The sequence below is a fragment of the Methanolobus sp. ZRKC4 genome (assembly GCF_045291305.1).
In the GTDB taxonomy this organism is placed as follows: Archaea; Halobacteriota; Methanosarcinia; order Methanosarcinales; family Methanosarcinaceae; genus Methanolobus.
Window position 1 is genome coordinate 2,525,000 of record NZ_CP146983.1, and the last position, 24,637, is coordinate 2,549,636.

The 24,637-nt window shown below is 44.5% G+C and carries 22 protein-coding genes and 1 tRNA gene; 3 read left to right on the top strand and 20 right to left on the bottom strand.

Annotated elements, in window-relative coordinates:
* Positions 1–28: 28 nt before the first annotated feature.
* The 19 genes from V7O67_RS12390 to V7O67_RS12480 all read right to left on the bottom strand — a co-directional run bounded on the left by V7O67_RS12390 (position 29) and on the right by V7O67_RS12480 (position 20,505).
* Positions 29–2,230: an elongation factor EF-2 gene (locus tag V7O67_RS12390; RefSeq protein ID WP_406658017.1), complete on the bottom strand. Its 2,202-nt coding sequence runs from the start codon at positions 2,228–2,230 to the stop codon at positions 29–31.
* A 50-nt stretch (positions 2,231–2,280) separates the two neighbouring features.
* Positions 2,281–2,841 (bottom strand): 30S ribosomal protein S7, encoded by a 561-nt coding sequence (locus V7O67_RS12395; RefSeq protein ID WP_406658016.1) that lies wholly within the window; start codon positions 2,839–2,841, stop codon positions 2,281–2,283.
* A 5-nt stretch (positions 2,842–2,846) separates the two neighbouring features.
* Positions 2,847–3,275 (bottom strand): 30S ribosomal protein S12, encoded by a 429-nt coding sequence (locus V7O67_RS12400; RefSeq protein ID WP_406658015.1) that lies wholly within the window; start codon positions 3,273–3,275, stop codon positions 2,847–2,849.
* A gap of 49 nt (positions 3,276–3,324) precedes the next feature.
* Complete coding sequence (locus V7O67_RS12405; protein WP_406658014.1) at positions 3,325–3,750, bottom strand: NusA-like transcription termination signal-binding factor; 426 nt, start codon at positions 3,748–3,750, stop codon at positions 3,325–3,327.
* 14 nt (positions 3,751–3,764) lie between these two features.
* Positions 3,765–4,052, bottom strand: a complete 288-nt coding sequence (locus V7O67_RS12410; RefSeq protein ID WP_406658013.1) for a 50S ribosomal protein L30e — start codon at positions 4,050–4,052, stop codon at positions 3,765–3,767.
* A gap of 99 nt (positions 4,053–4,151) precedes the next feature.
* Positions 4,152–5,294 carry a DNA-directed RNA polymerase subunit A'' gene (gene rpoA2 / locus V7O67_RS12415; RefSeq protein ID WP_406670118.1) on the bottom strand — a complete coding sequence of 381 codons (1,143 nt, stop codon included), beginning with the start codon at positions 5,292–5,294 and terminating at the stop codon, positions 4,152–4,154.
* Position 5,295: 1 nt separating this feature from the next.
* Entirely contained in the window at positions 5,296–7,938 is a 2,643-nt protein-coding gene (locus V7O67_RS12420; RefSeq protein ID WP_406658012.1) for a DNA-directed RNA polymerase subunit A', read from the bottom strand.
* An 11-nt stretch (positions 7,939–7,949) separates the two neighbouring features.
* A complete protein-coding gene (gene rpoB / locus V7O67_RS12425) occupies positions 7,950–9,764 on the bottom strand; it encodes a DNA-directed RNA polymerase subunit B (protein ID WP_406670119.1) in 1,815 nt (604 codons plus the stop codon).
* Positions 9,757–11,409, bottom strand: coding sequence for a DNA-directed RNA polymerase subunit B'' (locus V7O67_RS12430; RefSeq protein ID WP_406671481.1), 1,653 nt, complete (start codon positions 11,407–11,409; stop codon positions 9,757–9,759). The genes rpoB and V7O67_RS12430 overlap by 8 nt, the downstream gene beginning before the upstream one ends.
* Positions 11,410–11,487: 78 nt before the next feature.
* Positions 11,488–11,724, bottom strand: coding sequence for a DNA-directed RNA polymerase subunit H (locus V7O67_RS12435; RefSeq protein WP_406658010.1), 237 nt, complete (start codon positions 11,722–11,724; stop codon positions 11,488–11,490).
* 48 nt (positions 11,725–11,772) lie between these two features.
* A tRNA-Lys gene (locus tag V7O67_RS12440) sits at positions 11,773–11,849 on the bottom strand.
* Between the two features lie 323 nt (positions 11,850–12,172).
* A complete protein-coding gene (locus tag V7O67_RS12445; protein WP_406670120.1) occupies positions 12,173–13,408 on the bottom strand; it encodes an adenosylhomocysteinase in 1,236 nt (411 codons plus the stop codon).
* A gap of 39 nt (positions 13,409–13,447) precedes the next feature.
* The gene (locus tag V7O67_RS12450) at positions 13,448–14,746 is read right to left on the bottom strand and encodes an amidohydrolase family protein (protein ID WP_406670121.1); all 1,299 of its coding nucleotides are present in this window, start codon (positions 14,744–14,746) and stop codon (positions 13,448–13,450) included.
* A gap of 2 nt (positions 14,747–14,748) precedes the next feature.
* Positions 14,749–15,390, bottom strand: a complete 642-nt coding sequence (locus V7O67_RS12455; protein ID WP_406670122.1) for an HD domain-containing protein — start codon at positions 15,388–15,390, stop codon at positions 14,749–14,751.
* Positions 15,381–16,151: a 4-phosphopantoate--beta-alanine ligase gene (locus tag V7O67_RS12460; RefSeq protein ID WP_406670123.1), complete on the bottom strand. Its 771-nt coding sequence runs from the start codon at positions 16,149–16,151 to the stop codon at positions 15,381–15,383. The genes V7O67_RS12455 and V7O67_RS12460 overlap by 10 nt, the downstream gene beginning before the upstream one ends.
* Positions 16,152–16,193: 42 nt before the next feature.
* A complete protein-coding gene (locus V7O67_RS12465) occupies positions 16,194–17,135 on the bottom strand; it encodes a prohibitin family protein (protein WP_406670124.1) in 942 nt (313 codons plus the stop codon).
* A 74-nt stretch (positions 17,136–17,209) separates the two neighbouring features.
* Positions 17,210–18,094, bottom strand: coding sequence for a pantoate kinase (locus tag V7O67_RS12470; RefSeq protein ID WP_342304535.1), 885 nt, complete (start codon positions 18,092–18,094; stop codon positions 17,210–17,212).
* Entirely contained in the window at positions 18,095–19,339 is a 1,245-nt protein-coding gene (gene coaBC, locus V7O67_RS12475) for a bifunctional phosphopantothenoylcysteine decarboxylase/phosphopantothenate--cysteine ligase CoaBC (protein WP_406670125.1), read from the bottom strand. It lies immediately after the preceding gene.
* A gap of 221 nt (positions 19,340–19,560) precedes the next feature.
* A complete protein-coding gene (locus tag V7O67_RS12480; protein ID WP_342304534.1) occupies positions 19,561–20,505 on the bottom strand; it encodes an IS5 family transposase in 945 nt (314 codons plus the stop codon).
* 142 nt (positions 20,506–20,647) lie between these two features.
* Between V7O67_RS12480 and V7O67_RS12485 the strand changes: the two genes are divergently transcribed.
* Both V7O67_RS12485 and V7O67_RS12490 read left to right on the top strand, forming a co-directional pair.
* Positions 20,648–21,187, top strand: a complete 540-nt coding sequence (locus V7O67_RS12485; protein WP_342304533.1) for a GNAT family N-acetyltransferase — start codon at positions 20,648–20,650, stop codon at positions 21,185–21,187.
* Positions 21,188–21,219: 32 nt separating this feature from the next.
* On the top strand, positions 21,220–22,275 hold the full coding sequence (locus V7O67_RS12490) for an endo alpha-1,4 polygalactosaminidase (protein WP_406670126.1): 1,056 nt from the start codon (positions 21,220–21,222) through the stop codon (positions 22,273–22,275).
* Between the two features lie 80 nt (positions 22,276–22,355).
* On the opposite strand, the gene V7O67_RS12495 is transcribed toward V7O67_RS12490, so the two are convergent.
* Positions 22,356–23,618 (bottom strand): ABC transporter substrate-binding protein, encoded by a 1,263-nt coding sequence (locus V7O67_RS12495; protein WP_342304531.1) that lies wholly within the window; start codon positions 23,616–23,618, stop codon positions 22,356–22,358.
* A gap of 123 nt (positions 23,619–23,741) precedes the next feature.
* Between V7O67_RS12495 and V7O67_RS12500 the strand changes: the two genes are divergently transcribed.
* On the top strand, positions 23,742–24,575 hold the full coding sequence (locus V7O67_RS12500) for a formylglycine-generating enzyme family protein (protein WP_342304530.1): 834 nt from the start codon (positions 23,742–23,744) through the stop codon (positions 24,573–24,575).
* The last annotated feature ends 62 nt before the right edge of the window (positions 24,576–24,637 follow it).

A 24,637-nucleotide genomic window follows, 5' to 3' on the forward strand; every position in this document is an offset into this window, starting at 1 on the left:
TTGCAGCCAATGCTGCAGTCCTCTGTTCTCACTGGCTCAAGAAATCAGATGCCTGTGGTAGGTCCTTCTTCAGCCCCTTTCTTTCTCTGATGGAGCACACGATCTCACTGCTCAGGTTTGTTGGCAGTGTGTCGAATCCTGCAAACTCAGTACTCCACATTGCACGTCCTTCAGTTGCGGACCTTATGTCTCCTGCAAATCCAAAGAGTTCGGATACGGGTGCTTTTGACTCGATAATGGTCATGTCACCTTCTGCCACCATGTCAGCAATAACTCCGCGACGTCCCTGAATCTCCTTGGTTGCACCGCCCATCTGGTCCTGTGGAACCTGGATGAATACCTTCTGGTATGGTTCAAGAAGTGTGTCATCTGCCATGAGCATTGCTGCCTGGATACCCTGTCTTGATGCAGGAATTACCTGTGCAGGTCCTCTGTGGACAGCATCCTCATGAAGCTTTGCATCAACGAGTTTGACCTTTACACCCATACATGGTTCTTTTGAAAGAGGTCCTGCCTTCATTACTTCCTGGAATCCTTCAAGGATAAGTTCCATAGTTTCGTTAAGGTGCTGGATACCCTTTGTTACATCGATGTAAACATTGCTTTCAAAGATATTTGCAATACCTTTTGCCTCATCCTTGCTCATTCCTGCTGCCATGAGTTTCTCTCTGCGCTCCACTTCAGGCATGCGCATTGATATCTCACCCGCTTTGATAAGGTCTCTGACTTCTTCCTCAAGAGGCTCGACTTCAACGTAGAATCTGTTGTGCCTGTTTGGTGATTTTCCTTCAACAGGGCCGGCACTACCGCGAATTGTTTCACGGTACACAACAATAGGTGGTGTTGTTGTAATCTCTACACCCTTGTCACGCTCGATCCTGTGAGCAATGACTTCCAGGTGAAGTTCACCCATACCGGCCATCAAGTGCTCGCCGGTTTCTTCGTCAAGTGTGATCTTAAGGGTTGGGTCTTCCTTTGCTACCTGTCTCAGTACATCAACAAGTTTTGGAAGATCCTTCATGTGCTTTGCTTCAACAGCAACAGTAACTACAGGTTCACTTGCATGAGTAATGCTTTCGAAAGGTTCCATGCCATCAAGGGTAGTTACAGTTGAACCGACAATAGCATCTTTTAGTCCTGTTACAGCTGCAATGTTACCTGCAGGAATGTTCTCCACTTCCAGTCTCTTCGGACCCATGAAAACACCGACCTGCTGAATTCTGTTCTTCTTTGCAGCTCCTGATACATATACTTCCATTCCACGGGAAAGTGAACCACTGAACAGTCTTCCAGTTGCGACTTCACCTGCATGTGGGTCCATTGTAATGTCTGTTACCATGAAAGCAAGATCTCCTTCCGGATCTGCATTGATCATTGACTTGGCAATCTCAGATTCCTTGTCACCGTGCCAGATTGCATTGATCCTTCCTTCCTGTGCTTCAAGAGGGGAGGGGAGATACCTGATAACCATATCGTTCAGGACTTCATGAAGTGGACACTTTTCTGCAAGTTCCTTTATGCTATCTTCATCATCAGCTTTGTTGTAATCATAGATCTGCTGGAAACTGATTCCGGTCTTCTGCATCATCGGTACGCTGATAGCCCAGTTGTAAAGTGCTGAACCGAATGCTACTGTTCCGTTAGCAGCATCGACTCTCCAACCTGCTTTGTAACGCTCTTCGTTCATACCTTTGATGAGCTTGTTTACGTGATCAATAAGCTTACCGAGTCTGATCTGCATTTCCTGTCCGTCGACCTGCAGTTCGTTGATGAGACGGTCAACCTTGTTAATGAACAGTACCGGCTTGACATGTTCCTTCAATGCCTGCCTGAGAACAGTCTCAGTCTGTGGCATTGTACCTTCTACAGCATCAATAACCACAACTGCACCGTCCACAGCGCGCATTGCACGAGTTACGTCACCACCAAAGTCTACGTGACCCGGGGTATCAATAAGGTTAATGAGATATTCTTCGTCCTCATACTCGTGGACCATTGAAACGTTTGCGGAATCAATTGTAATACCTCTTTCCTGTTCTTCTTCATCAGAATCTGTCCAGCATGCGTTACCAGCAAGCTCTTTTGAGAGCATGCCTGCACCTGCAAGAAGGTTGTCTGATAATGTTGTTTTTCCGTGATCGATGTGCGCAACGATACCAATGTTGCGTATCATCTTTGGCTCCTTCATAAGCCCCGCAACACGGTCAACCATTTTGTCGCTTTTAGCCATATTTACTACCTGTTTCCTGGAATTTTCTAATTATTATAATATGTATGGCGTTAACGTGCTGCCTTCGCAACCCTTTCCTTTGCATCCTTTCTGTTAATGGAGAAGCATTTAGCATCGCGGTTTGCCGCAGCGATTATCTCGGATGCAAGGCAGGAGGCTGCACTTTTCTTTGATTTGAAAGCTGCCTGGTTGGCACCCATTGTAATATATCTTAATGCAGTGTCCACACGCCTCTGTGAAGATGTATCAACAGCCTTTGGTACGGATATTCCTCCGTATTTGAGCCTTACGACTTCTTCTCTTGGTCCTGCATGTGCAATAGCCTCGACAAGTACCTGCATAGGGTTCTTCTGTGTCTTTGTGCTGATTATGTCAAAGGCTTCCTCAACGATCCTGAGTGCAGACTGCTTCTTGCCGGTATTCTGCTCGTTGCGCATGACATTGTTCACAAGACGCTCGACGATGGATATGTCGGACTTGTTGAACTGCTGCCTTGCATGTTTTCCATTACTGTGTGGAATTATTACAGGGTCCAGGTTCACATAGCTCTTGATTCCAAGATCAGCGACCTCTACCTCTCCGAAATCCCATTTTCCAAATAATTTTATCATGTAAATTATCTCCTTGGTTTTTCCTTGCGGCCGATGACCATCTCATTAAGAGATACATTGTTCACTGCGATGACCTTGAAACGTACACCTGGGATATCACCCATTGCACCACCCATACGGCCACCTATTCTTTCTACTGTAACCTCGTCGTGCTCATCAATGAAGTTGATTGCACCGTCACCAGGGCAGAAAGCTGATACCTGACGACCATTCTTGATCAGTTGTATTCTTACACATTTCCTGATAGCCGAGTTCGGCTGTTTTGCTTCAACGCCCACCTTTTCAAGTACGATACCTCTTCCCTGAGGTGCGCCACTGAGTGGATCTGCCTTTACGTTAAGACCAAGTTCACGCCTGTTATAGCGAGAGTCCTTCCATCTTGCATCCTTTCGCATGCGTTGAACCGTGTGAGCTGCATATTTTCCATTTGGCATTATTATGTCTCCGATTATGTATTATTGTGAGTTGTTGACTTTGTAATTATCATTGCAAGATAACGTCATCTATATCATGATGCCTTTTAGCAACAAGCTTGACTTTCTCTATATTTTTCCCATTACGTCCTATGGCAAGTCCCTTGTCCTTATTAGATACTTCTACATAAGCTAATCGCTTGTTGTTTCGGCTAACGATGTTCACCGATTTGACAGTTACCGGGCCGAATGCATTCTTGATAAAAGCAACAGGTTCCTCTGAGTATTCTACAAGATCTATATGCTTATCTACAGTTTTTTTCATCCGGTTTATGTGATCTCCATTCTTTCCTATAGCAGCGCCCATGTCGCCTTCCTTGATCACATATATTATGCGTCCGTCATCGATTATACAATCCTTGACCGTTGCTCCCGTCAGTTTTTCAAATAATGCAATATATCTGATCCCTTCTGTAGACAGCTTGATCTCACTCAAGTAAGGCACTCCCTTTAAGATGCAGCTAAAATATCAGATTCGCCGCTGTCAAGGATAGCCATTGCTGCAATGATGAAAGGCTTACCGCATGCAGGTCCAAGTTCGGTGCCAGGGCCTGGGTAATTAAGTACAGGTACGTCTGTGCTCTCTACTTTCTCTCTGATTTCTGGAGGGCAGTTTGCAGCGAGTACCACCATTTTCGCTTCATTCTTTACAGCAGCATCAATAGTCCGGTTTGAGCCGATAATGACTTTCCCGGTTCTGATGACCTTGATAAGTGCTTTATCAATGTTAATATCCATTTAGATCAACTCATTTGTAATCAATTTGAGATTTGTATTCTAATAAATGATTCCTTATATGTAGTTTCTGGTTGTTCTTCCTAAGCAACATCATATTGTTTATCTGGAAACTAGGTGTACGTCGCCTGTACCAAGCTTAATTGGCTGGCCAACAATGATGTTCTCAGTTACACCATTGAGTTCGTCCCTGTCACCACGCATTCCCGCATCAAGCAGGTGGTTGACTGTGACCTCGAAAGCAGCACGTGCAAAGACACTGGCTTTCTCACCGGAGATTCCATGTCTTCCGATCTGCTTCACTTCACCGTCCGAACACATGATGTCCGATACAAGCATGATATGCCTGATGTCCACAGTAAGACCCTGCTCGGAAAGAGTATTGGTTGCTTCAGTAATAATTGCATTTCTGGCAGCCTCGATGCCGAATACATCGTAGATTTCTCCGATGTTATTGGTATAGGTCCTTGTAACATCCACGCCTTCTATTTGCAGAACTTCTTTAAGCTGTGAGCCTTCGGTATAAAGGGTATATTCTTCGCCATCCTTCCTGATTACAACCCTTTTGATACCTTCAATACCCTTGAGGGTAATGCCATGGATATTCTTGGCAAGTTGCAAGAGTTCCCTGTACGAAGGTGCGTTTGGAGTTACTATTACCTGATTTGCAATACTGTCTGATACATTGACCATGACACCAAGTTCTTCATGAAGACCTTCTGCAATATCAGTTGCATTTAGTGCTCTGTGTATCAATGTTTTCTCGTGCAGGTCGATGATGAGCTGCATGTTTGCCAAGTCAGTTGTGATGTCTGCAAGGTGTTCGATATGTGTTGCCTCTATCTCCCAGGCAAGTATACGGGCCTTGTCCCTGTCGGTTGCATATCCTTCCTCAAGTGCGATAGTCATCATCGGTGTGCTTGGTTGCTTTCTTGCATCCACGATCTCAATAAGACGGGGCAGTCCGAGGGTAACGTTAATTTCGGCCACACCTGCATAGTGGAATGTACGCATTGTCATCTGTGTACCTGGTTCTCCTATGGACTGTGCTGATACAACACCTACAGCTTCACAGGGCTCCACACAGGCATAATCATAACTTTCCATGAGACGTTCGATGATTTCTTCAAGCTCCTTCTTTGTTACACCTACTTTGATCGCATCGTCTCTCAGGGTCTTCTTTATATTCAAAGGAAGATCGAGATTCTCGATCATCGCATCTATGGTAGTTTCACTGATGCTCATTTCAGTTCACCTCTTTCCCGGTAACCATCCTGACTATTCGGTGTACAGCTTCCGGCTTACTATAATCACTCTTGGTAGAATCGATTCCATCCTCACCATATTTGAATTGTACTACGACGCCACGAGTCTCACGAACAGAACCGTCATATTGTACTTCCAGATCCTGCAATGCGTTCACAAGTCTCCTCTGGAGGTAACCTGATTGTGATGTACGGACCGCAGTGTCCACAAGACCTTCACGGCCACCGATTGCGTGGAAGAAATATTCGGTCGGATTAAGGCCACTCTTGTAGCTGGCTTTTACAAAACCGTGCGCATCTGCTCCAAGGTCACCCTTGTCAAAGTGCGGGAGTGTCCTTCCTGAGTAACCTCTCCTTATCCTTTCACCACGAACAGCCTGCTGACCAACACAGGCAGCCATCTGGGTAAGGTTAAGCATTGAACCTCTTGCACCGGATTTAGCCATTATCACAGCTGAATTTTCAAGACCTAGCTGCCTTCCTGCAATATTACCGGTCTGGTCCCTGGCTTTACCAAGCTCCTGCATGATCTTCATTTCAATGGTTTCCTCAAGAGTACGTCCTGGCAATGGTTCCAGCTCTTTTGCCTCATAGGCTTCGATAAGACGCTTGACATTATCTTCAGCTTCATTAAGCAGGTTGGCTATCTGGGTCTTGGCAGTAAGTGGTATGTCTTCATCACTTATTCCGAAACTGAGTCCGGTCTTCATAACACCACGTATTGCAAGTCTTGTGAAATCATCCACGAACTTTGCTCCTGCCTCGGAACCATATTCCTTTACCATCTTATCAAGGATCTTGCCTTTGAAAGCACCGATTGACTGTTCATCGATGGTTCCCAGGATCATCTCTCCATCCTCAATCACTACATAAGCATTGTACTCGCAGTCTTTCTTCTTGCAGATGTCACATTTGTAACATACCTGGGCAGGGAATTCAAGGTACAATCCCTTTGGCAATATCTGGCTGAATATCTGCTTACCGTTCCAGAGAGGCTCTCCGTCTTCGGAGTAACTTGCAGGCTCGGGAAGGTCTCTAACATCGGATTTTCTGAGAAGCTCCAGAGCTGCATTCTTTGTGATCTTGTTCTCATTCCTGGTTAGCAAGAACAGTCCTGATATGTGGTCATGTATACCACCAATGATGGGTCCTCCGAAACGTGGGGAGAGGATGTTTTCCTGCACCTGCATGAGAATGCTGGCCTCAGCCCTTGACTCTTCGGTCTGAAGAACATGCATGTTCATCTCATCACCGTCAAAGTCAGCATTATATGGTGGACATACTGCAGGGTTCAGCCTGAATGTCTTAAATGGTAGTACTTTTACCCTGTGTGACATGATACTCATCTTGTGCAATGATGGCTGCCTGTTAAACAGGACAATATCTCCGTCCATAAGCTGTCTTTCAACTGTCCAGCCTACTTCCAGTTTCTCGGCGAGTTCTTCCTTATTGATCTCTGATACCCTGATGCGCCTGCCATCATCACGGATTACATAATTAGCACCGGGATGGACCTCACTTCCACGCTCCACATACACACGAAGCAGCTCAAGGTTCCTGGAGGTTACCCTCTCGGGTATTGTCATCTGTCTTGCGATTTCAAAGGGCACGCCGACCTCATTGATGCTCAGGTTTGGTTCGGGAGATACAACAGTACGTGCAGAGAAGTTCACACGTTTACCTGACAAACTTCCTCTAAACCTTCCTTCCTTACCTTTAAGACGCTGGGTAAGGGTTTTCAGGGGCCTTCCTGACCTGTGTCTTGCAGGTGGTACGCCGGAAACTTCATTGTCAAAGAAAGTTGTCACATGGTACTGAAGGAGTTCCCATAAATCTTCAATGATTAGCTGTGGAGCACCAGCATCACGGTTCTCCTGGAATCTCTGATTAATACGTATAATATCTACAAGCTTGTGGGTGAGGTCGTCCTCACTGCGCTGACCGGATTCAAGGGTAATGGAAGGCCTGACAGTTACCGGTGGTACAGGAAGTACGGTGAGTACCATCCATTCGGGTCTTGCACTTGCAGGATCCATTCCAAGAACTTTAACGTCTTCATCGGGTACGCTTTCAAAGCGATCCCTTATCTCGGTTGGAGTCAGCTTGTGTCCGTCCTCAATATAATCCGTAGGTTTCTCGAATTTTATCTCCTTCTGTTCGGCAGAACAATAGGGACAAACCTTTGTCTTGCGGGCTTCCTTGAAGACTTCGTTGACGATGTCATCAGGCAAGTGTCCCATTTCCTTGGAGCTGGTAAGCTGTGCAAGGAATTCATCCTTCTTCCCTGCCTCCAGAAGCAACCTGCTACAGTTGTGGCATATTGAACGAAGGGTTTTACGTATGGTCTTGTTGAATCCTACATGGATTACAGGAGCTACGAGCTCGATATGTCCGAAATGTCCGGGACATTCGCCTGCACGGCTTCCACATGTCTTACATTTAAGACCGGGGTCTATCACACCGAGCCTCAGGTCCATAAGTCCCATGTCAATCGGGTAACCATCATCATCATATGTGTCTGCAGTGATGATTGAGGTCACACTCATTTTCCTTACTTCGCGTGGTGATAACAAACCGAATTTGATAGCACCGATCCTTTTAGGAATTGATGGCAGATCTTTCATATTATATCACCTCACACAGCATCCTCGAGCTGCAGCCTAGGAGCCACACCAAGGGACTTGATCTCATCAAGCAATAATTTGAATGCATAGCTCATTTCCACCGGATGGATATCAGTCTCGGCACCACAGTTCGCACAGTACCTGATATTTCTCTTCCTGTCGAAAGTGGCGATCATTCCGCAGTGACCGCAAACAAGTTCCACTACCTTGTCTGATTCATCCAGTAATCTTTCCTTCAATGTCATTGCAGCGCCGTGGCCAATAAGCACATCACGCTCCATTTCTCCGAAACGCAGACCTCCTTCACGGGCACGTCCTTCGGTTGGCTGGCGGGTAAGCACCTGTACAGGACCGCGGGATCTTGCATGCATCTTTGAAGCAACCATGTGGTGCAGCTTCTGGTAAAGGATAACTCCGACAAACACATCTGCCTGGATTTTCTTTCCGGTAACTCCGTCAAAGAATACTTCCTTGCCTGTATGTGCAAATCCCTGCTCCTTAAGTCCTGCACGCAGGTCATCTTCGTATTCTCCTGAGAATGCAGTAGCGTTGATACGTCTTCCTTCCATGGAGCCTACTTTTCCTCCGATCATTTCAAGCACGTGACCGACTGTCATACGTGAAGGGATTGCATGTGGGTTGATCACAAGGTCAGGAACCATTCCCTTTTCTGTAAATGGCATGTCGTTGTATGGTACGATGAGTCCGATAACACCTTTCTGTCCGTGTCTGGATGCGAATTTGTCACCAATCTCGGGAATCCTCTGGTCTCTTATCTTCACCTTTGCAAGCCTGGTACCATTGATGGATTCTGTAAGCAGCACCGTATCAACTATACCTTTCTCGTTGGAACGCATGGTGATTGCACTTTCCCTGCGTTGTTCTACGGTTATTCCGAAATCAGATTGTTCTTCAAGGAAACGTGGAGGACTGGTTTTCCCGATAAGTACGTCATTTGGTCCGACGATGGTTTCCGGGTTCACAAGACCGTCGACGTCCAGGTTTGCATATGCTTCGGGACTACGGGCACCTCTGTACTCTGAATCCGGGATCTCAAACTTATCTTCCTGTCCTCCCGGATATCTTCTTTCCTCGCCTTCGAATGTCCTGAGGAAGTGGCTTCTTCCAAGGCCTCTCTCGATGGAGCCCTTGTTGAAGACCAGTGCATCTTCAATATTGTGTCCTTCGTAGGACATGACAGCTACCACGAAGTTTTGCCCTGCAGGCCTTTCATCGAAGTGAATAGCTTCACAGGTCTGGGTTCTTACCATTGCCTTCTGTGGATAGTGCAAAAGATGTGCACGTGTGTCTGGCCTGAGTTTTGTGTTTGATGTGGATACTCCTATACACTGTTTAACCATCGCCGCACCCATGGTGTTACGAGGTGATGCATTGTGCTCTGGATAAGGTACCATTCCAGTACATATTCCAAGCATAAGGCCAGGATTGATTTCCTGGTGGGTGTGATTTTCGGTGATGTCCTCACCATAAAGTGCAATGAAAGCATTCTCTTCTTCTTCAGAATCAAGGAATTCTATTTTTCCAGCCTTTTTCATTTCGTCGTAGGACATCTTGCCTTCTGCCAGAAGTCCTTCTTCTTCTTCTGTCACAAGGGCTTCACCATTTTTCACAACAATGAGTGGCCTTCTTGCACGACCCATGTCCGAGTTGATAATTACTTCATGAATGTCTTCATACAGGGTCACATTGATCTGGCTGGAAATTAATCCTTCCCGACGCTGTTTCCTGATATTTTCGACAAGGTCAACAGGATCTGTATGTGTTCCTATCAGCTCTCCATTCAAGAAAACTTTTGCCTCATTCATCGATATTACCTCCTACGCTGTCATCCAGTGTATCAGAATAGTTTGAATACCCGATAGGTTCTGGCTTTGCCTCCTCTTCCACTACGGGTTTTACTTCCAGCTCCTCCAGGTAATCATCGAGTTCTTCATCATATTCCGGGAGTGCTTTTATTGATGAGTTAAGAACTGTCTTTACAACGCCAAGGTCATAGAGTATGTTCTTTATTTTCTTATTATCCTCAGTACCGGTAGAAAGTTCTACCATTTGTGCAAAATTCTTCACCAGACCACAGTTAGGACCTTCAGGGGTTTCTGAAGGGCATAACCTTCCCCATTGTGTGGGATGCAGATCACGGGCCTCGAAATGCGGTTGCGCCCTCGAGAGTGGGGAGATAACACGCCTTAAGTGGGAGAGTGTTGAGATATAATCTGTCCTGTCAAGAAGCTGTGATACACCTGTTCTTCCGCCTACCCAGTTTCCTGTTGCGAGTGGATGCTGTAACCTGTCAGTAAGCACATCTGCCCTTACAAGCGTAATAACGTTGAGTTCACGGTTTCTCATGTTTGCCCTTTCGAGCTGGTATTTTATGTCACGTGAAAGCCTGTTGAAAGCCACCCTGAAGAGGTCTTCCATCAAGTCTCCTGTAAGCTTGAGTCTCTTGTTGGAATAGTGGTCTTTATCATCCTGTTTCCTCTTTGACAGAGCAAGTTCGAAACATGACTCGGCCATTCTTCCAAGGAAATTTGCCTTTGCCACCCTGTTGTCCGGCTCATTACCCAGATGTGGCAACAGATATCTGTCAATAACGTAATTGGCACGTTTGATCTGGTAGTCTCTGGCCTGTCCTGAAGCAACACGGGAACCTATCTTTTCCATGGCTTCTTCCATGGTGTCGACTTCTGCTTCCTCAAGGTTCTCGAACATGAACTTCATGATCTCAGGATCTGTGGATACGATTTTGACAAGATCCTCGTCAGTCTCCACACCGAGTGCTCTCATAAGTGTGATGAAATTGACACGTCCTGAGATAGATGGGAATGAGACCTCAAGAAGTGATTTTCTTCCCCTTTCAACAACTACAAGTGCCCTGTAACCTCTTCTTTGTGAGAATACTTTTGCAACCTCTATGATGTCGCCGTATCTTTCTCCGAACTCTGCGAGAATCTTGTTGGGAGCGAGATCCTCAAGCGTCATAACTACACGCTCGGTTCCGTTAACAATGAAATATCCTCCCGGGTCAAGGGGATCTTCTCCGTATTTGACCATTTCCTCATCAGTTATATCTTGCAGGTTACAAATGTTGGATTTGATCATTACGGGAAGCTGGCCGATTTTCGCTTCCTGTGGCTCCTTTTCTTCCTCACCCTCTACCACGCTCATCTGGAGATAAAGCGGGGCTGAATATGAGAGATTCCTTAACCTTGCTTCGTTCGGGTAGAGTCTTTCGATGGCTCCGTCAGCCTCTTTTACAATAGGATTCTCCACTCGTATCTTGCCCAGTTTGATGTATGTATCTTCAAGATCCGTTTCAATTATTTTTTGTTCATCGATTATCTTCTGAAGCCCGGTCTCCAGAAACTTGTTATATGAATCGATGTGATGCTGTACGATCTTATCTTTCGTAAAAAATGAGTTCGCAATCTGTCCTTTACTTAACGCTATGATAGCACCCTCTTTATGTGGTTTATATTATCAAAATGGTAAAAAAGCCCATGTCAAATGATTAATGTAAGATTCGCTTCTTCACGCAATTACAAGTCTGTAATAATACGCCTCGCCGGCTGTCTGGCTATTTCGGGTAATCTTGACAACTTCTCCTGCCTGTGCCCCTATCTCCTGTATCACAGGATCGTCAGTTTTAATCTTTGGAAGTTGTTCTTTCCCGATATTGTATGCTTTTAAAACAGTTTTTAATTCTTCTTCCGACATAATCTCATGTTTCGGGATTAACTCATGGTCGAGCAGGCTGAACTTTCTCACTTAATTTCCTCCCTCAAAAATGTGAACGTGAACACCCCTTGCAAAATGTGGCGGGCTCGTAGGGATTTGAACCCTAGGCCGTCTGGTTAAAAGCCAGACGCTCTGCCTGACTGAGCTACGAGCCCAATATGTTGGGTGGATTTGCTGAGGCTGCTTCACGTTCATCGACTTCGGTGTAGCGGGTGATAGAAGCACTTATTGTATATATAGTTTTGTGCTCTCTCCTGTGTTTGAGCTACAATTGCCTATAATGGCCTACTGTTACTTATATGTTTTTTATTAATGTACTTTTAATTTAAATCAAAAGCAGAACGTTTATATGTGATTATTCTCCCACTTTACAAAGTAGTCTCAGTTATGTTCCCGTGGCTATTTTGCATCTCCTTAAAAACAGAAGGTATCTTCGGTTTAGCACCAATTAACAGTTTATTTTAAAAAAATGGCGGGGTTATGTCCCGGATTCCCAGCCATCCATGTATGCTGTCTGTTCATCTGACAGTTTATCAATGCTGATACCCATGGACTTAAGTTTCATTTCTGCAACACCTATGTCCAGTTCATGGGGGACGGAATGCACACCATTTACCAATTTGTTCTCTGCAATGTATCTTACACAGAGCGCCTGGTTTGCGAAACTCATATCCATAACTTCAGCAGGATGGCCGTCGCCTGCTGCAAGGTTTACAAGCCTGCCCTCGGCAAGAACGTTGACTTTCCTGTCGCCAAGGTCGTACTCTATAATGTTTTTCCTCACAGTTCGAACTGACTTAGCCATTTTCTCAAGGTCCTCAAGATTTATCTCTACGTTAAAGTGACCTGAATTGGCAAGTATTGCGCCGTCTTTGATGACCTTAAAGTGTTCTTTTGTGAGGATATCACGATTGCCTGTGGTAGTTAGGAATATGTCTCCTATCTTTGCTGCTTCTTTCATAGGCATAACCTCATTCCCATCCATACGGGCTTCCAGTGCTCTTATAGGGTCTACCTCGGTAACGATAACATTTGCTCCGAGCCCTCTTGCACGCATAGCAGCTCCTTTTCCACACCATCCGTATCCGCCGATGACAGCATTCTTGCCGGCAACAAGGAGGTTTGTGGTTCTCATTATGCCATCCCAGGATGATTGTCCTGTACCATAGCGGTTGTCAAAAAGGAATTTTGTCATAGCATCATTGACAGCAATAACAGGCATCTTCAGGGCACCTTCACGTTCCATGGATTTGAGCCTGTGGATTCCGGTAGTTGTTTCTTCACAGCCTCCGAGGATGGTAGCAAGCATTTCCGGACGTTCTGTATGCATCTTGAAGATGAGGTCGGCACCATCATCAATTGTAATATCGGGTCCGAAGTCGAGAACCTTATCGATAGCATCATAATATTCTTCTGTAGAACAGTCATAGCTTGCATGGCAATCTATACAATCACGCGTATCAAGGGCAAGTGATACATCATCCTGTGTGCTCAACGGGTTACAACCGGTAATAGCAACTTCCGCACCACCTGCAGCCAGCGTCTCTACAAGCACTGCTGTTTTAGCTTCAACGTGTAGTGCCATTGCGACCTTGTGTCCCTTAAGTGGCTTTTCTTTCTCAAACTGCTCCCTAACTGCGGCAAGAACCGGCATGTGATTGCGAGCCCACTCTATTTTCTGGTTCCCGGATTCCACCATTTCTTTATTACTCATTTAAATTCTCCAATTTCATAAATATAAAATAAATATGTATTAATTACCAATCTTTGATATAAGGTCTTCTGACTTCTGAATTGCAATATCTATTACTTCCTGCTCATTCATTGAAATGACCTTTCCGTCCTCCATCAGTATTTTTCCGTTCACGATGGTAGTTTTGACATCTTTTCCACAGGCAGCATAGACCATATGTGACGCTACATCGTACAATGGAGTAAGATGTGGCTTTTTCATGTCAACAATTATAATATCAGCGTTGCATCCTTTCCTAAGCATTCCGCTGTTTATGCCAAGTGCTTTTGCTCCGTTCACAGTGGCCATTTCAAGAACTTCACGTGCAGGTAGTACCGTGGGGTCCATAGTGCTGACCTTCTGGAGCAATGCTGCTGTTTTCATCTCCTCAAACAGATCAAGATTGTTATTGGATGCGCATCCGTCCGTTCCAAGTGACACGTTGGCTCCGGCATCAAGTAGCTTTGCAACAGGTGCAATTCCCGATGCCAGCTTCATATTGCTTATAACATTATGGGAAATGTTCACATTGTGTTCTGCAAGTATCTTTATATCACCGTCAGATAGCCAGACACAGTGGGCTGCAAGCACATCGGGTCCCCAGAAGTCAATATTCTTGAGGAAATGTATGGAACATACACCGAAGTTTTCTTTCATGTGGTTAAGTTCAGCTTCAGTTTCCAGAACATGAATGTGTATCCTTACGCCGTCTTTAACAGCCTGCTCCTTAACCCTTATGAGAAAATCCTCTGAACACGTGTTAGGCGCATGGGGTCCGTACATTGTGGTTATTCTGCCATCTGATTTTCTTTTCCATTCTTCTACGAACCTGGCACCTTCTTTAAGTTCGGCATCTGCTTTCTCCTTATCTCCAAAGTCGATCATTCCGTAGGAAAGCGCTGCCTTCATACCAGATTCATTAACCGCCTGTGCTACCCTGTCCATATGGATGTACATGTCTGCAAAAGCCGTTGTTCCCGATTTAATCATCTCCAGGCAGGCAAGCTGTGTCCCTACATAAATATCCTCATCAGTGACCTTAGCTTCTGCGGGCCATATGTGATTCTCAAGCCAGTCCTGTAGTGGCATGTCATCAGCATAGCCTCTGAACAAGGTCATTCCTGCATGGCAGTGAGTGTTTATCAGTCCGGGCATGACAATGCTGTCTTTGGCGTCAATTACTTTCTCTGCAGTTTTATCTGTCGAACTGCCGACTTCTGTGATGATACCATTCTCAATCACCACAACCCCTTTCTCAATGTCTCTTTTATCGGGGTCCATCGTAAGTATGTAAGCATTCTCTATTATGATATCAGCCATCTTTACCTCTCTTGACCTGTTTCCTTTTCAAGTTCTTCCAGGTACAGGTGCATTATCCTTAATCGCTGTTCTGCAATCACCTTTGCAGTTTCCGTATTAAGTCTGTCCATTATCTTAAAAGGTTTTCTTTGCATGTAATCATAGAATCCGTCAAAGGGATCTTCAGTATAAGCATTCATAGAAGTTTCTTTGACGGTACCAATGGTTTGTTTCAGTGCCCTCAGGGCTCCCATAGAAACAAGTGAGCGGAATATTCCGACTGCTCCCAGTGCATCCAGCCTGTCGGCATCTTGAAGTATACAGGCTTCGATGGTCTCGGCTTTCATACCTCTGCTGAATCTGTGAGTCCGGATGCAGGATGTCACATGGTTTATCACATTACTGTCAGCTCCTTCGGAGGACAGGAATTCACGTGCAATTTCCGCACCGTACTCGGCATGGTTCCCGCCTTCCTGGTGCTCCTTCACTATTCCGATATCATGCAGCAATGCTGCAAGGCGAAGGGTCTGAATATTTCCACCTTCTTTTTCGTGTATTTTTACACAGGTGTTTTCAACACGTTCAATATGTGACATGTCATGGGTACTTGGCTCATCTGCAAGCACCTCTGAAACAAAATTGCGTGTTGTCTCTATTATATCCATGTAATTCCCTTTTCTTCAGCTTTGTTTTTCAGGTGCTCCTGCATGGAATAAAGGGCATCTGATATGACCCTGTCATTATCATAGGTATCAATAACAGCTTGAAGTGAGTTCTTACTTCCGCTTTTCATGTCCTCTGTAAACTGGACCATATTGTTGAGTGCTCTGGTGACGTTGTCAACAATTGTGACCGTAGATGTAAGTGATGTTCTTGAGAGTGGGTTCAGATCAATTGTGATCACAGTCTTCTCCATTTCTACCAGTTTTTGACAACGGTCTCCGTCTTCAAGGGGTACGAGCACCACATCGGCACTGAAGATGCCTTCTTCATCCACTATGGCACGGTCATGGGACAGTCCAAGCCTTTTGTCACCCTTGCCGCCGAGCACTTTTCCTGCTCCATTGGCTTTGAGATGTTCTATTATCTTGTGTACCCTTGCATCACTTCTGTGGAAAAGGTTCACCTCAAGCATAGCCCCTGTAACATCTGCAAGTGCTACAAGGCTTTCAGGCACGAGGGCTGCGGTGTTCCCGTTAACGGAAATTATCGGGTTCTTGGCAAGAAGTATATGGGCCACAGCCGCACGCTCTGCAAAGGCTGCAGATTCTGTTGTTCGTTCTCCTATAAGGTAATCGAATGCTTCTCCTCTGCCCTGGGCCACCAGTCCTTGCTGACTGGTGATGCCCATATGTATTCCATCTATTATTTTTTCCCGGGTGATGAGGGATTCATACCTTGGATGATCCCTGGGAATTCCTGTCATTTATGTCCGTATCTCCCAATTTGCTTCGATTCACTTAGTTGCTTATTTGCTTGTATCCAGTATAAGTCCCTGGTCTGTAGGAACTATCATTGTGGATATTTCCTGGCCCTGAAGCATCTCTATGTACTTGTAATCAATCAGGTTCGGGTTCTTTGACAGTTCTTCATTGATGACGCTCAATGCCTCGGCCTCACCATGTGCCTTTGCAATGGTTGCATTTGCAAGACCATTTGCCTCGATGATTTTTCTCTCTGCCTCAAGCTGTTCTTTTTCCTTAACGAAGACCATCCTCTGGGCTTCTTGGTCTGCCTGGAGCTTTGCCTCAATAGCCTCTGCGACTCTTGTTGGCAATACGACGTTTCTTACCAGTACTTCTTCTACAATGATACCATCGCTTCCCAAAGCTTCGTCAATATTGGTCAGCATTTCTCCTGCTACCTGTTGCCTTTCCTCTCCATAGACTTCCAGGGCGGTTTTGGTTGATACTACTTCACGTATAGATGACTTTATTGAGGGACGTATTATCTTTTCAGCATAGTTACTTCCCAGGGTCTGATGTACTGTGCTGACTTCATCGGGTATTAACCTGTACCTGACAGTTATATCCATTCCAAGGGTAAGTCCTTCTACTGTAAGGGCTTTTATCTGGTCATCACCTGAAACCTGGCCTTCACCTTCTGTTCCGCTCATAGTGTATGTTTCACTCCTGACAGAATATTTGGTAACGCTTACCCATGGAGGGACTATGTGCAGACCTTCCCCGAGTTCCTCTTCTTCAACGCCCCCGAACTGGTTGAATTTCACTCCTACCTCTCCGGCACCGATGGATACGAATATCGAGCCGAACATCACTGAAAAGACGATTAAAATTATGAATATGATCGCAATAGATCGGAATACCGTTACGAATATCGGTGGTATCTCTTTTATCGGAAACTCAGGTGTCCTTTTTGGTTCTGGTTCCCATTCTCCTTCAACAACCATGTTTTAACCTCTCAAATAATTAAAAACGTTTAATGTTATGCATATATAAATGGAATTCATAAATATGTTTTCACTCAGGTGATTTTGATACTACCAGTTCTGACCTTGAATCTGAGTACGGTCCCAAAGTCCGAAAAAGTCTCTTCAAGCTCTTTACAAAGTGATGGCTGAGGTATTGAAAATACAGCATTTCCAAGCATTGCCTGAGATGCTGTAACTCCGATAGACCGGGCAGCTTCGATGGCATCCATTACCTTTTCACTGACAAGTCTGCTCTGTATTGTGAACTCATTAGAGCAAAGCATGAAATTTTCCACTGACGGTTTTTGCATAAGTTTTCTCAAGGCTTCCTTCCCGGCGGTATTAATATCTCTTACCATCTCCGGGTTATTCAGTACTGACTTCGTGGACAGTTCTCCCAGGACTACACAATATACCTCCGCTTCACTTGATGGTATCAGGTCAACAGTGGCTATGGAAGGCGCACCGGGTGTTTTTCTGACAGGGATACCTCCAAATGCCTGTCCCGTAACGTCCCCAAGTCCACTACCATTACTAACCTCCGCCACATGTGCAATGTCATTGAGCTGGATTGCGGTAAGTTCAAGCGAAAGGGCATGGTTCAGTGCATAGGCAGTTCCAAGGGCTCCGGCACCGGATGCTCCAAACCCGCATCCAATGGGTATGTCTGATACACTTTCAACCTTTACCGGAAGCTCTGTCATCGCTTCAACAACAGCTTTACTGGTGTTCCCTGCGACTTTATTTCCGTTGAGGCTAACCACCGTATCCGTGATATCTTCACCAATTGTAACTGTAGTGTAAACTCCTTTGTCAAGCACCACTCCGCATCCTGTGGATCCTTTTTTCATAGGCTCATCATGGTCATGTATCTGAAAAAAGCCGGTAATATGAGCCGGTGCAAAAGCTCTGGCAGTCAAGATATATTTGCCTGGCATCTATTCTTCGTCCTCTGGTGCTAGGAGTCCTGCTATTTCGTTCATAAGGACATTTGCAATAAGATTTTTGGAGCCTTCTACGTTGAGATTCTCTCTTTTGTCAGAGTATATTATAGTAACATTGTTGTTGTCTGTCCCGATGCCTCCTTTGCTGACCTCGTTGGCAACTATCATGTCCAGCCTGGAATGTTCAAGTGTTTGCTTTGCTCTGCTGAGCAGTTCTTCCGTATCCACGCCAGCTTCTGCCTTGAACCCGATTACCTTTACTTGCGGGTATGCCTGTTTTGCTTCTTTTATGAGCTTGCGCGTATGTTTGAATGAAAGCTCGAGTCCTTCCGTGGATTTGATCTTCTGCCCGCTGGCATCTGTAGTATAATCTGCAATGGCCGCAGAACTTATGAGCACATCGTAACCCACCTTAAGTTCATTAAGTACAGTATTTGTCATCTGCTCGGCGCTTTCTGCATACATCTCATTTATCCCGTAGATTCCAAGCTTGTTTCTGTGAACGATGGTGACATCAGCACCCCTGCGATAAGCTTCCAGTGCCAGCTCAACGCCAGTCTTCCCGGATGCCCTGTTAGTGATTATGCGTATAGGGTCAACGGATTCGGCAGTTGAACCGCTTGTAATGAGGACCTTTTTCCCGTGTAATGTGTTGCTGCCGATACGGCGTTCGACTTCCAGTACGATCTCATCATTACCTGCTATCTTGGCAATGCCTTCTTCTAGCCTTGGTCCGACGAAGCTGATCTCCCAGTCTTTTATCTTCTCTATATTTTCCATAACTGCCGGGTGGTTGTACATATCCTCATGCATTGCAGGCACGATCATTACTGGCTTGCCTGCTCCGATGGCTGTGGTGGCAAAGGTCGTCACAGGTGTGTCATCTATCCCTGCTGCGATTTTTCCGATTGTATTAGCTGTTGCAGGTGCAACTAGTAGGAGGTCTGCTCTGCCAAGGTTGCCAAAGAACTCCACATGCTCAACTTTTCCGGTAATCGAAGTGATAACTTCGTTTCCAGTGGCGTAGTGCAGGGCCATAGGGTTTATAATCCACCCGGCAGCTTCACTCATGACCACATATACATCTGCTCCCCTGCGGATAAATTCCCGTGCAAGCTCTACTGTTCTCACAGCAGCGATGCTGCCTGTGACTGCAAGCACGATTGTTTTTCCCTGAAGTGACCTGGATTTGCCGGATTTTATCCAGAGGGTGGGATGTTCATTTGGAATTTGAGGCATGTTCTGTCCTTTTTTGATTAAATAAGTGGATTTTTAGTATTTAAGAAGGTGGATAAAATAGTTCGAAGGTTTTAGTGCATTTTAAACAATTTATTGAGGATTTCGATATTCCCTCATTTTAGATCATTAAAGTATTCAAACTCAATTATATCCTCTCATTTTTTATCATTTTGTTTAATTTCTCTTCATTAATCCTTATTTTTAGTATAGCTCCCGCTATCCTAAATTACTCCTTTGGTTTTTAGTGTCCTCAATTGATGCAGATTAAAACAAAAAGCTGTCATCAACATTTTTGCATTCACTCTTTCTACAGTTGTAACAAGAACCTTTCTGGTTTTAAATATTTCTTTTGTCACTGCATACACTCTTTCGCAAGGGACTCTTTTCACACTTATTCTTTCATTTCTGAGGATATCCATTATTCCTAAAGGATGTCCTCTTACAGCTCGTTGCATTGTTGCTGCAAAACCTTTTGCTATTGCTCCAAAATATCCTTTATCTCTATACACCACTTCACCCTTTTCAGACAGATCAACCTGTGAATCGTGAAGTGATGCAGTTGTTGTCTCAAATCTTCTGATTAGTTCATAATCCTTATCAATAATTGTATGAAGTTTGTATCCAAAGTGAGATTTACCATTTTTCTTAGTCCAGGTTCCATCTTTGCTTCTTCTTGTTTTCGCATCTTTTCCTCTGAGTACATCTGCTTTTGCATGTCCTGGATCTGAGTGAATAAAAGTTGCATCCTGGATCATTCCTTTTTTAATCTTCAAACCAAGAGCATCAAGCTGATTCTGCATTTCATCCCACACCGCTTTTTCTTTACCATTGTCGATAATTCTCTTCCTGAATGACCAGACAGTTGTACTGTCTGGTACATATTCAGGAAATCCCAGGAATTTCCTAAAGGATATCCTGTCAATACACTGCTTTTCAAGCTCAGCATCAGAAAGACCATGCCATTGTTGCAGAACAAGCATCTTGAACATTACAATAACATCAGCTTCAGGCCGTCCGCCTGAAGCTGTTCTGTTTATGTACATTGACTCCAGAATAGGGCGAAAAGGCTTCCAATCTACTAAATATTCAATTTCAGCAAGCTTATCTCCGACAGATTGGAGACGCTTATATTCTTCATTTAAGGTAAAATCAGTAAAAGAATCCATAATAGTAAATTTGCTTTGCTATTATTTAAATTTTATTAAATTGTATGGGTATTGATGGTAGTTTATCGAAATCCTCTATTATATTACTATAATATACTAGGATAATATTAGGTTTACAGATTGAAAAAAAGGTGACTTTACATTGACTTCTCAATTACATCCCCGCCCCGCAACTCTAGCAGACAAACACAAACTTTTCGTCCTCTACCGTGAGGTTGCCTCACGTTCAGGCGGAATTATCCGTGAACCCCACGAGGTTACAGAGGAATACATAGGCAAGTTCCTCACAAACAGCTTAGCAGATGGCATCATCCTCGTAATCGATGATGTTGACAGTGACCGGATAATCGGTGAGGTCCACAGCTACAAGCCCTCTTTCTGTGTGTTCTCGCATGTTTTTGAGCACCTTACTCTTGTTGTGCATCCGTCTTTCCAGCGGAAAGGAATTGGCAGGATGCTCTTTACCACTCTGCTCGCGAAGGTAAGGTCAGATCATCCTGAGGTTCTCAGGGTCGAGGTTATAGCAAAGGAGAGCAACCATGCCGCACGAAGCCTTTACAAATCACTTGGTTTTGTCGAGGAAGGCAGGATGGAAAAAAAGATTAGAAGGGCAGACGGAGTATTTGAGGCTGATATTCCCATGGCGTGGTTTAATCCTGATTATGAAATGGCAAAAGGCTAACCTTTATCATATTTCTTCTATACTATCTATTTATGAATCTGAAATTATTGGCAAGTATTATTTTAATATCAATCGTAATCCTGACATCCGGCTGTCTGGATAACGGAACTGATACCCCGGAGAGTATTGAGGATGAAGACCTTTCAGAAATCACCGAACCTGATGCTCCACGTAACAATGAAAAGTCTGCTTCGAAGATGGACTACCGCCAGCAAATGCGTAATTTTGTTATTGGCATCAGCACATACTCAAAACAGAAGAACCCGGATTTCATAATAATTCCGCAGAACGGTCAGGAGCTTCTAACCTCAGGCGGCAATCCTGACGAACCGGTTGCACAGGACTATGTTGCCGCCATAGATGGAGTTGGCAGAGAAGACTTCTTTTTTGGTTATGATGACGACAACGTGGCAACAGAAGAGGAAGACACTGAATACATGGCATCATTGCTTGACATTGCCATGGACAATGGCGTAGAGGTGCTGGTAACTGATTACTGTTGGACTAAATCATATGTCGATGCTTCCTATCGTGAGAATAGTGAAAGACAGTTCATTTCCTTTGCTGCTGAGCGCAGGGAACTTGACTCTATTCCTGAATATCCGGCAGAGCCGTTCAATGTTAATGCAGGTGATATTATATCGCTTGATGATGCGAAGAATTTTCTATACATCATCAATCCTGAGGAATTAGGCAGCAAGGAAGAGTTTCTGGAAGCATTGCAGGAAACAGACTACGATATAATTCTCATCGATCTATTCTATTATGATATTCCTCTGAGTGCAGACGATGTTTCTTCTCTGAAAACCAAAGCCAACGGTGCTTCACGTATTGTAATTGCCTACATGAGCATCGGTGAGTCTGAAAGCTATCGCTACTACTGGGATGATTTGTGGCGTATAGGGTCGCCTGAGTGGCTTGAAACAGAGAACCCTGACTGGGAAGGTAACTACAAGGTGCAATACTGGGATGAAGAATGGCAGGCCTTTATCTATGGGGATGATGATGCGTATCTTGATATGATACTGGATGCGGGATTCGATGGCGTCTATCTTGACATTATAGATGCTTTCGAGTATTTTGAGTAGCTGTGGCAGGATAATGGTATTAGGCCTGCAAAAAAGAAATAATAAAAATATGAACGGTGGTTTGAGTAAACCACCATTTATCAGACAAACGTCAGGTTCTCGCCACGCACTATCATCATGTTATTCTCTACCGGCAGAAGGATTTTGCCGTAAATCTCCCACTGGTAGCTTTCATCTTTATCAGTAACTGTCCAGATGTCATAGTTCCAGTATTTCCTGTCTCCGTTCTCATTAAGTATTGTCCATCCACTGATTCCCCAGTATGTGTCTGTGAGGGTCTTCATTGCCATTTTCATACTCTGATCGTTGTCCGGAATGGCATCCAGGTCAGCAAAGGTAGCTATCCAGAGAGCGTCATATGCGGTTAGTGCATAGGACTCGGGAATCCTTCCCAGCTTTTCTTCGATTCTGGGTCCGACTTGCTGGTATCTGTCATTTGCTACCACATATCCGTATATTGATGCTTTGAGGTCTATTTCTGCTGCAAAGGCAGCTGCATCCTTATCGCTTATGAGTTCCTTGTTCAGTGCCATTCCGTCAGTGCCATACCAGTCGATATCTGACAGGGCAGGATATTCACGGGCCAGGTTAAATATCTCTGTTACTTCTTCGAAGGAACAAAGAAGCACAGCTACGGAACCATCATCATTTTCAGCAGTGGCAGCTACTACTCTTTCATTGAGTGCCTCTACTTCTGCTGAAAGGTCTGTGTTTTCTGGTTCATATGCAATTTCTTCAAGCACTGTGCCGTTGAGATTCTCAAAACTCTTTTCAATCTCATCAACCAGTCCGTTGCCCCATACGTCATTTCTGTACATCGGAATTATAGCACTGGTCCCTTCATCATTCATGAATGTGGCCAGTATCATTCCCTGATTGGTATCGTCAGGTACAAACCTGAACAGATTATCGTCAGGGATTGCTAAAGACGGGGCAGTTGATGCAGTACTCAGAAGGATAATACCATTCTCGTTTGCATAATTCAAAACAGCTTCTGCCTCATTACTTGCCTGCGGGCCGATAACCATTTTTATTCCCATTTCATCAAGTTCCTTGAGTTGTTCCAGAGCCGTTGCAGGATTGCTTTCTGTATCCCTTGCAATAACTTCTACATTCTTTCCGGAGCCAAGTCCTGAGAAATAGCCGTTAATGTCTTCGGTTGATACTTCAAGTGCTGCCTGGCTTGCTTCTCCGATAGAGGCAAGATTTCCTGTAATTGGTAAAAGTGCTCCTATGGTTATGTCCTCTGACTCACTGGTAGCCTCCCCAGTCGATTCAACGCAACCGATACCCATGGTTGCTATGAGTAAAATCATAATTAAAATGCCTGTTATTTTTTTCATCGAATAATCACAAGTCCATCAATATCCGTCTCTACATTTATATATTTCTACTGTATTGCCGAGTGGTAAATAGATATCTATTAATATCATAGTGTCTGAAAAATCTCTAAGAGAGGACTTATTATGCAGATAGGTACGAAACGATTAATAACAATTCTAGCAGTGCTCCTGCTTGTAATATCTATCACAGGATGTACTTCTGATGATAATGGTAGCGATGATAAAGGCAGCAGTTCATCTGCAAACACAGGTGACCTTGGTGATGAGTTCACCAATTCAATAGGTATGGAACTCCAGCTTATAGAAGCCGGAAGCTTTGATATGGGTACATCGAAATATGCTTATTCCCAGCCGATTCATGAAGTAAGACTGAATGATCCGTTCTACATTGGTACATATGAAGTAACACAAGAGCAGTGGGAAGAAGTGATGGGTAGCAACCCTTCAAGTTTTAAAGGTGAAGTCCAGCCTGTTGAAAGTGTTTCATGGAATGATGTTCAGGAATTCATTGACAATCTCAACGAGATGGAAGATAGCACAAAATACAGGCTTCCAACAGAAGCTGAATGGGAATATGCTGCAAGGGCAGGGTCAACAACACTTTACTCCTTTGGAGAAATAGATGAAGATGATGGTCCTTTCCTGGGGGACTATGCATGGTACCAGGAGAACTCTTATGAAAGAACTCATAACGTAGGCGAAAAAATCCCAAATCCATGGGGACTTTATGATGTGCACGGCAATGTTTGGGAATATGTGCAGGATAGCTGGGTTGATGGTTATTCAGGTGCAGGCGAAGATGGCAGTGCAGTTGAAAAAGGAGCAAGTTCCATGAGGATTGCCAGAGGCGGTAGTTTCTCAAGTAAGGAAAATGCACTCTACACGGCATACAGAAAGAAACAGGATCCTCGTGATGGGGACTCGTCAATAGGCTTCCGTATTACTATGGATGCCTGATCTTCTTTTTTCTTTTTTATATTTTGTTTATTTTGAGTCATGTTTTCTGGTTCTATTTATGC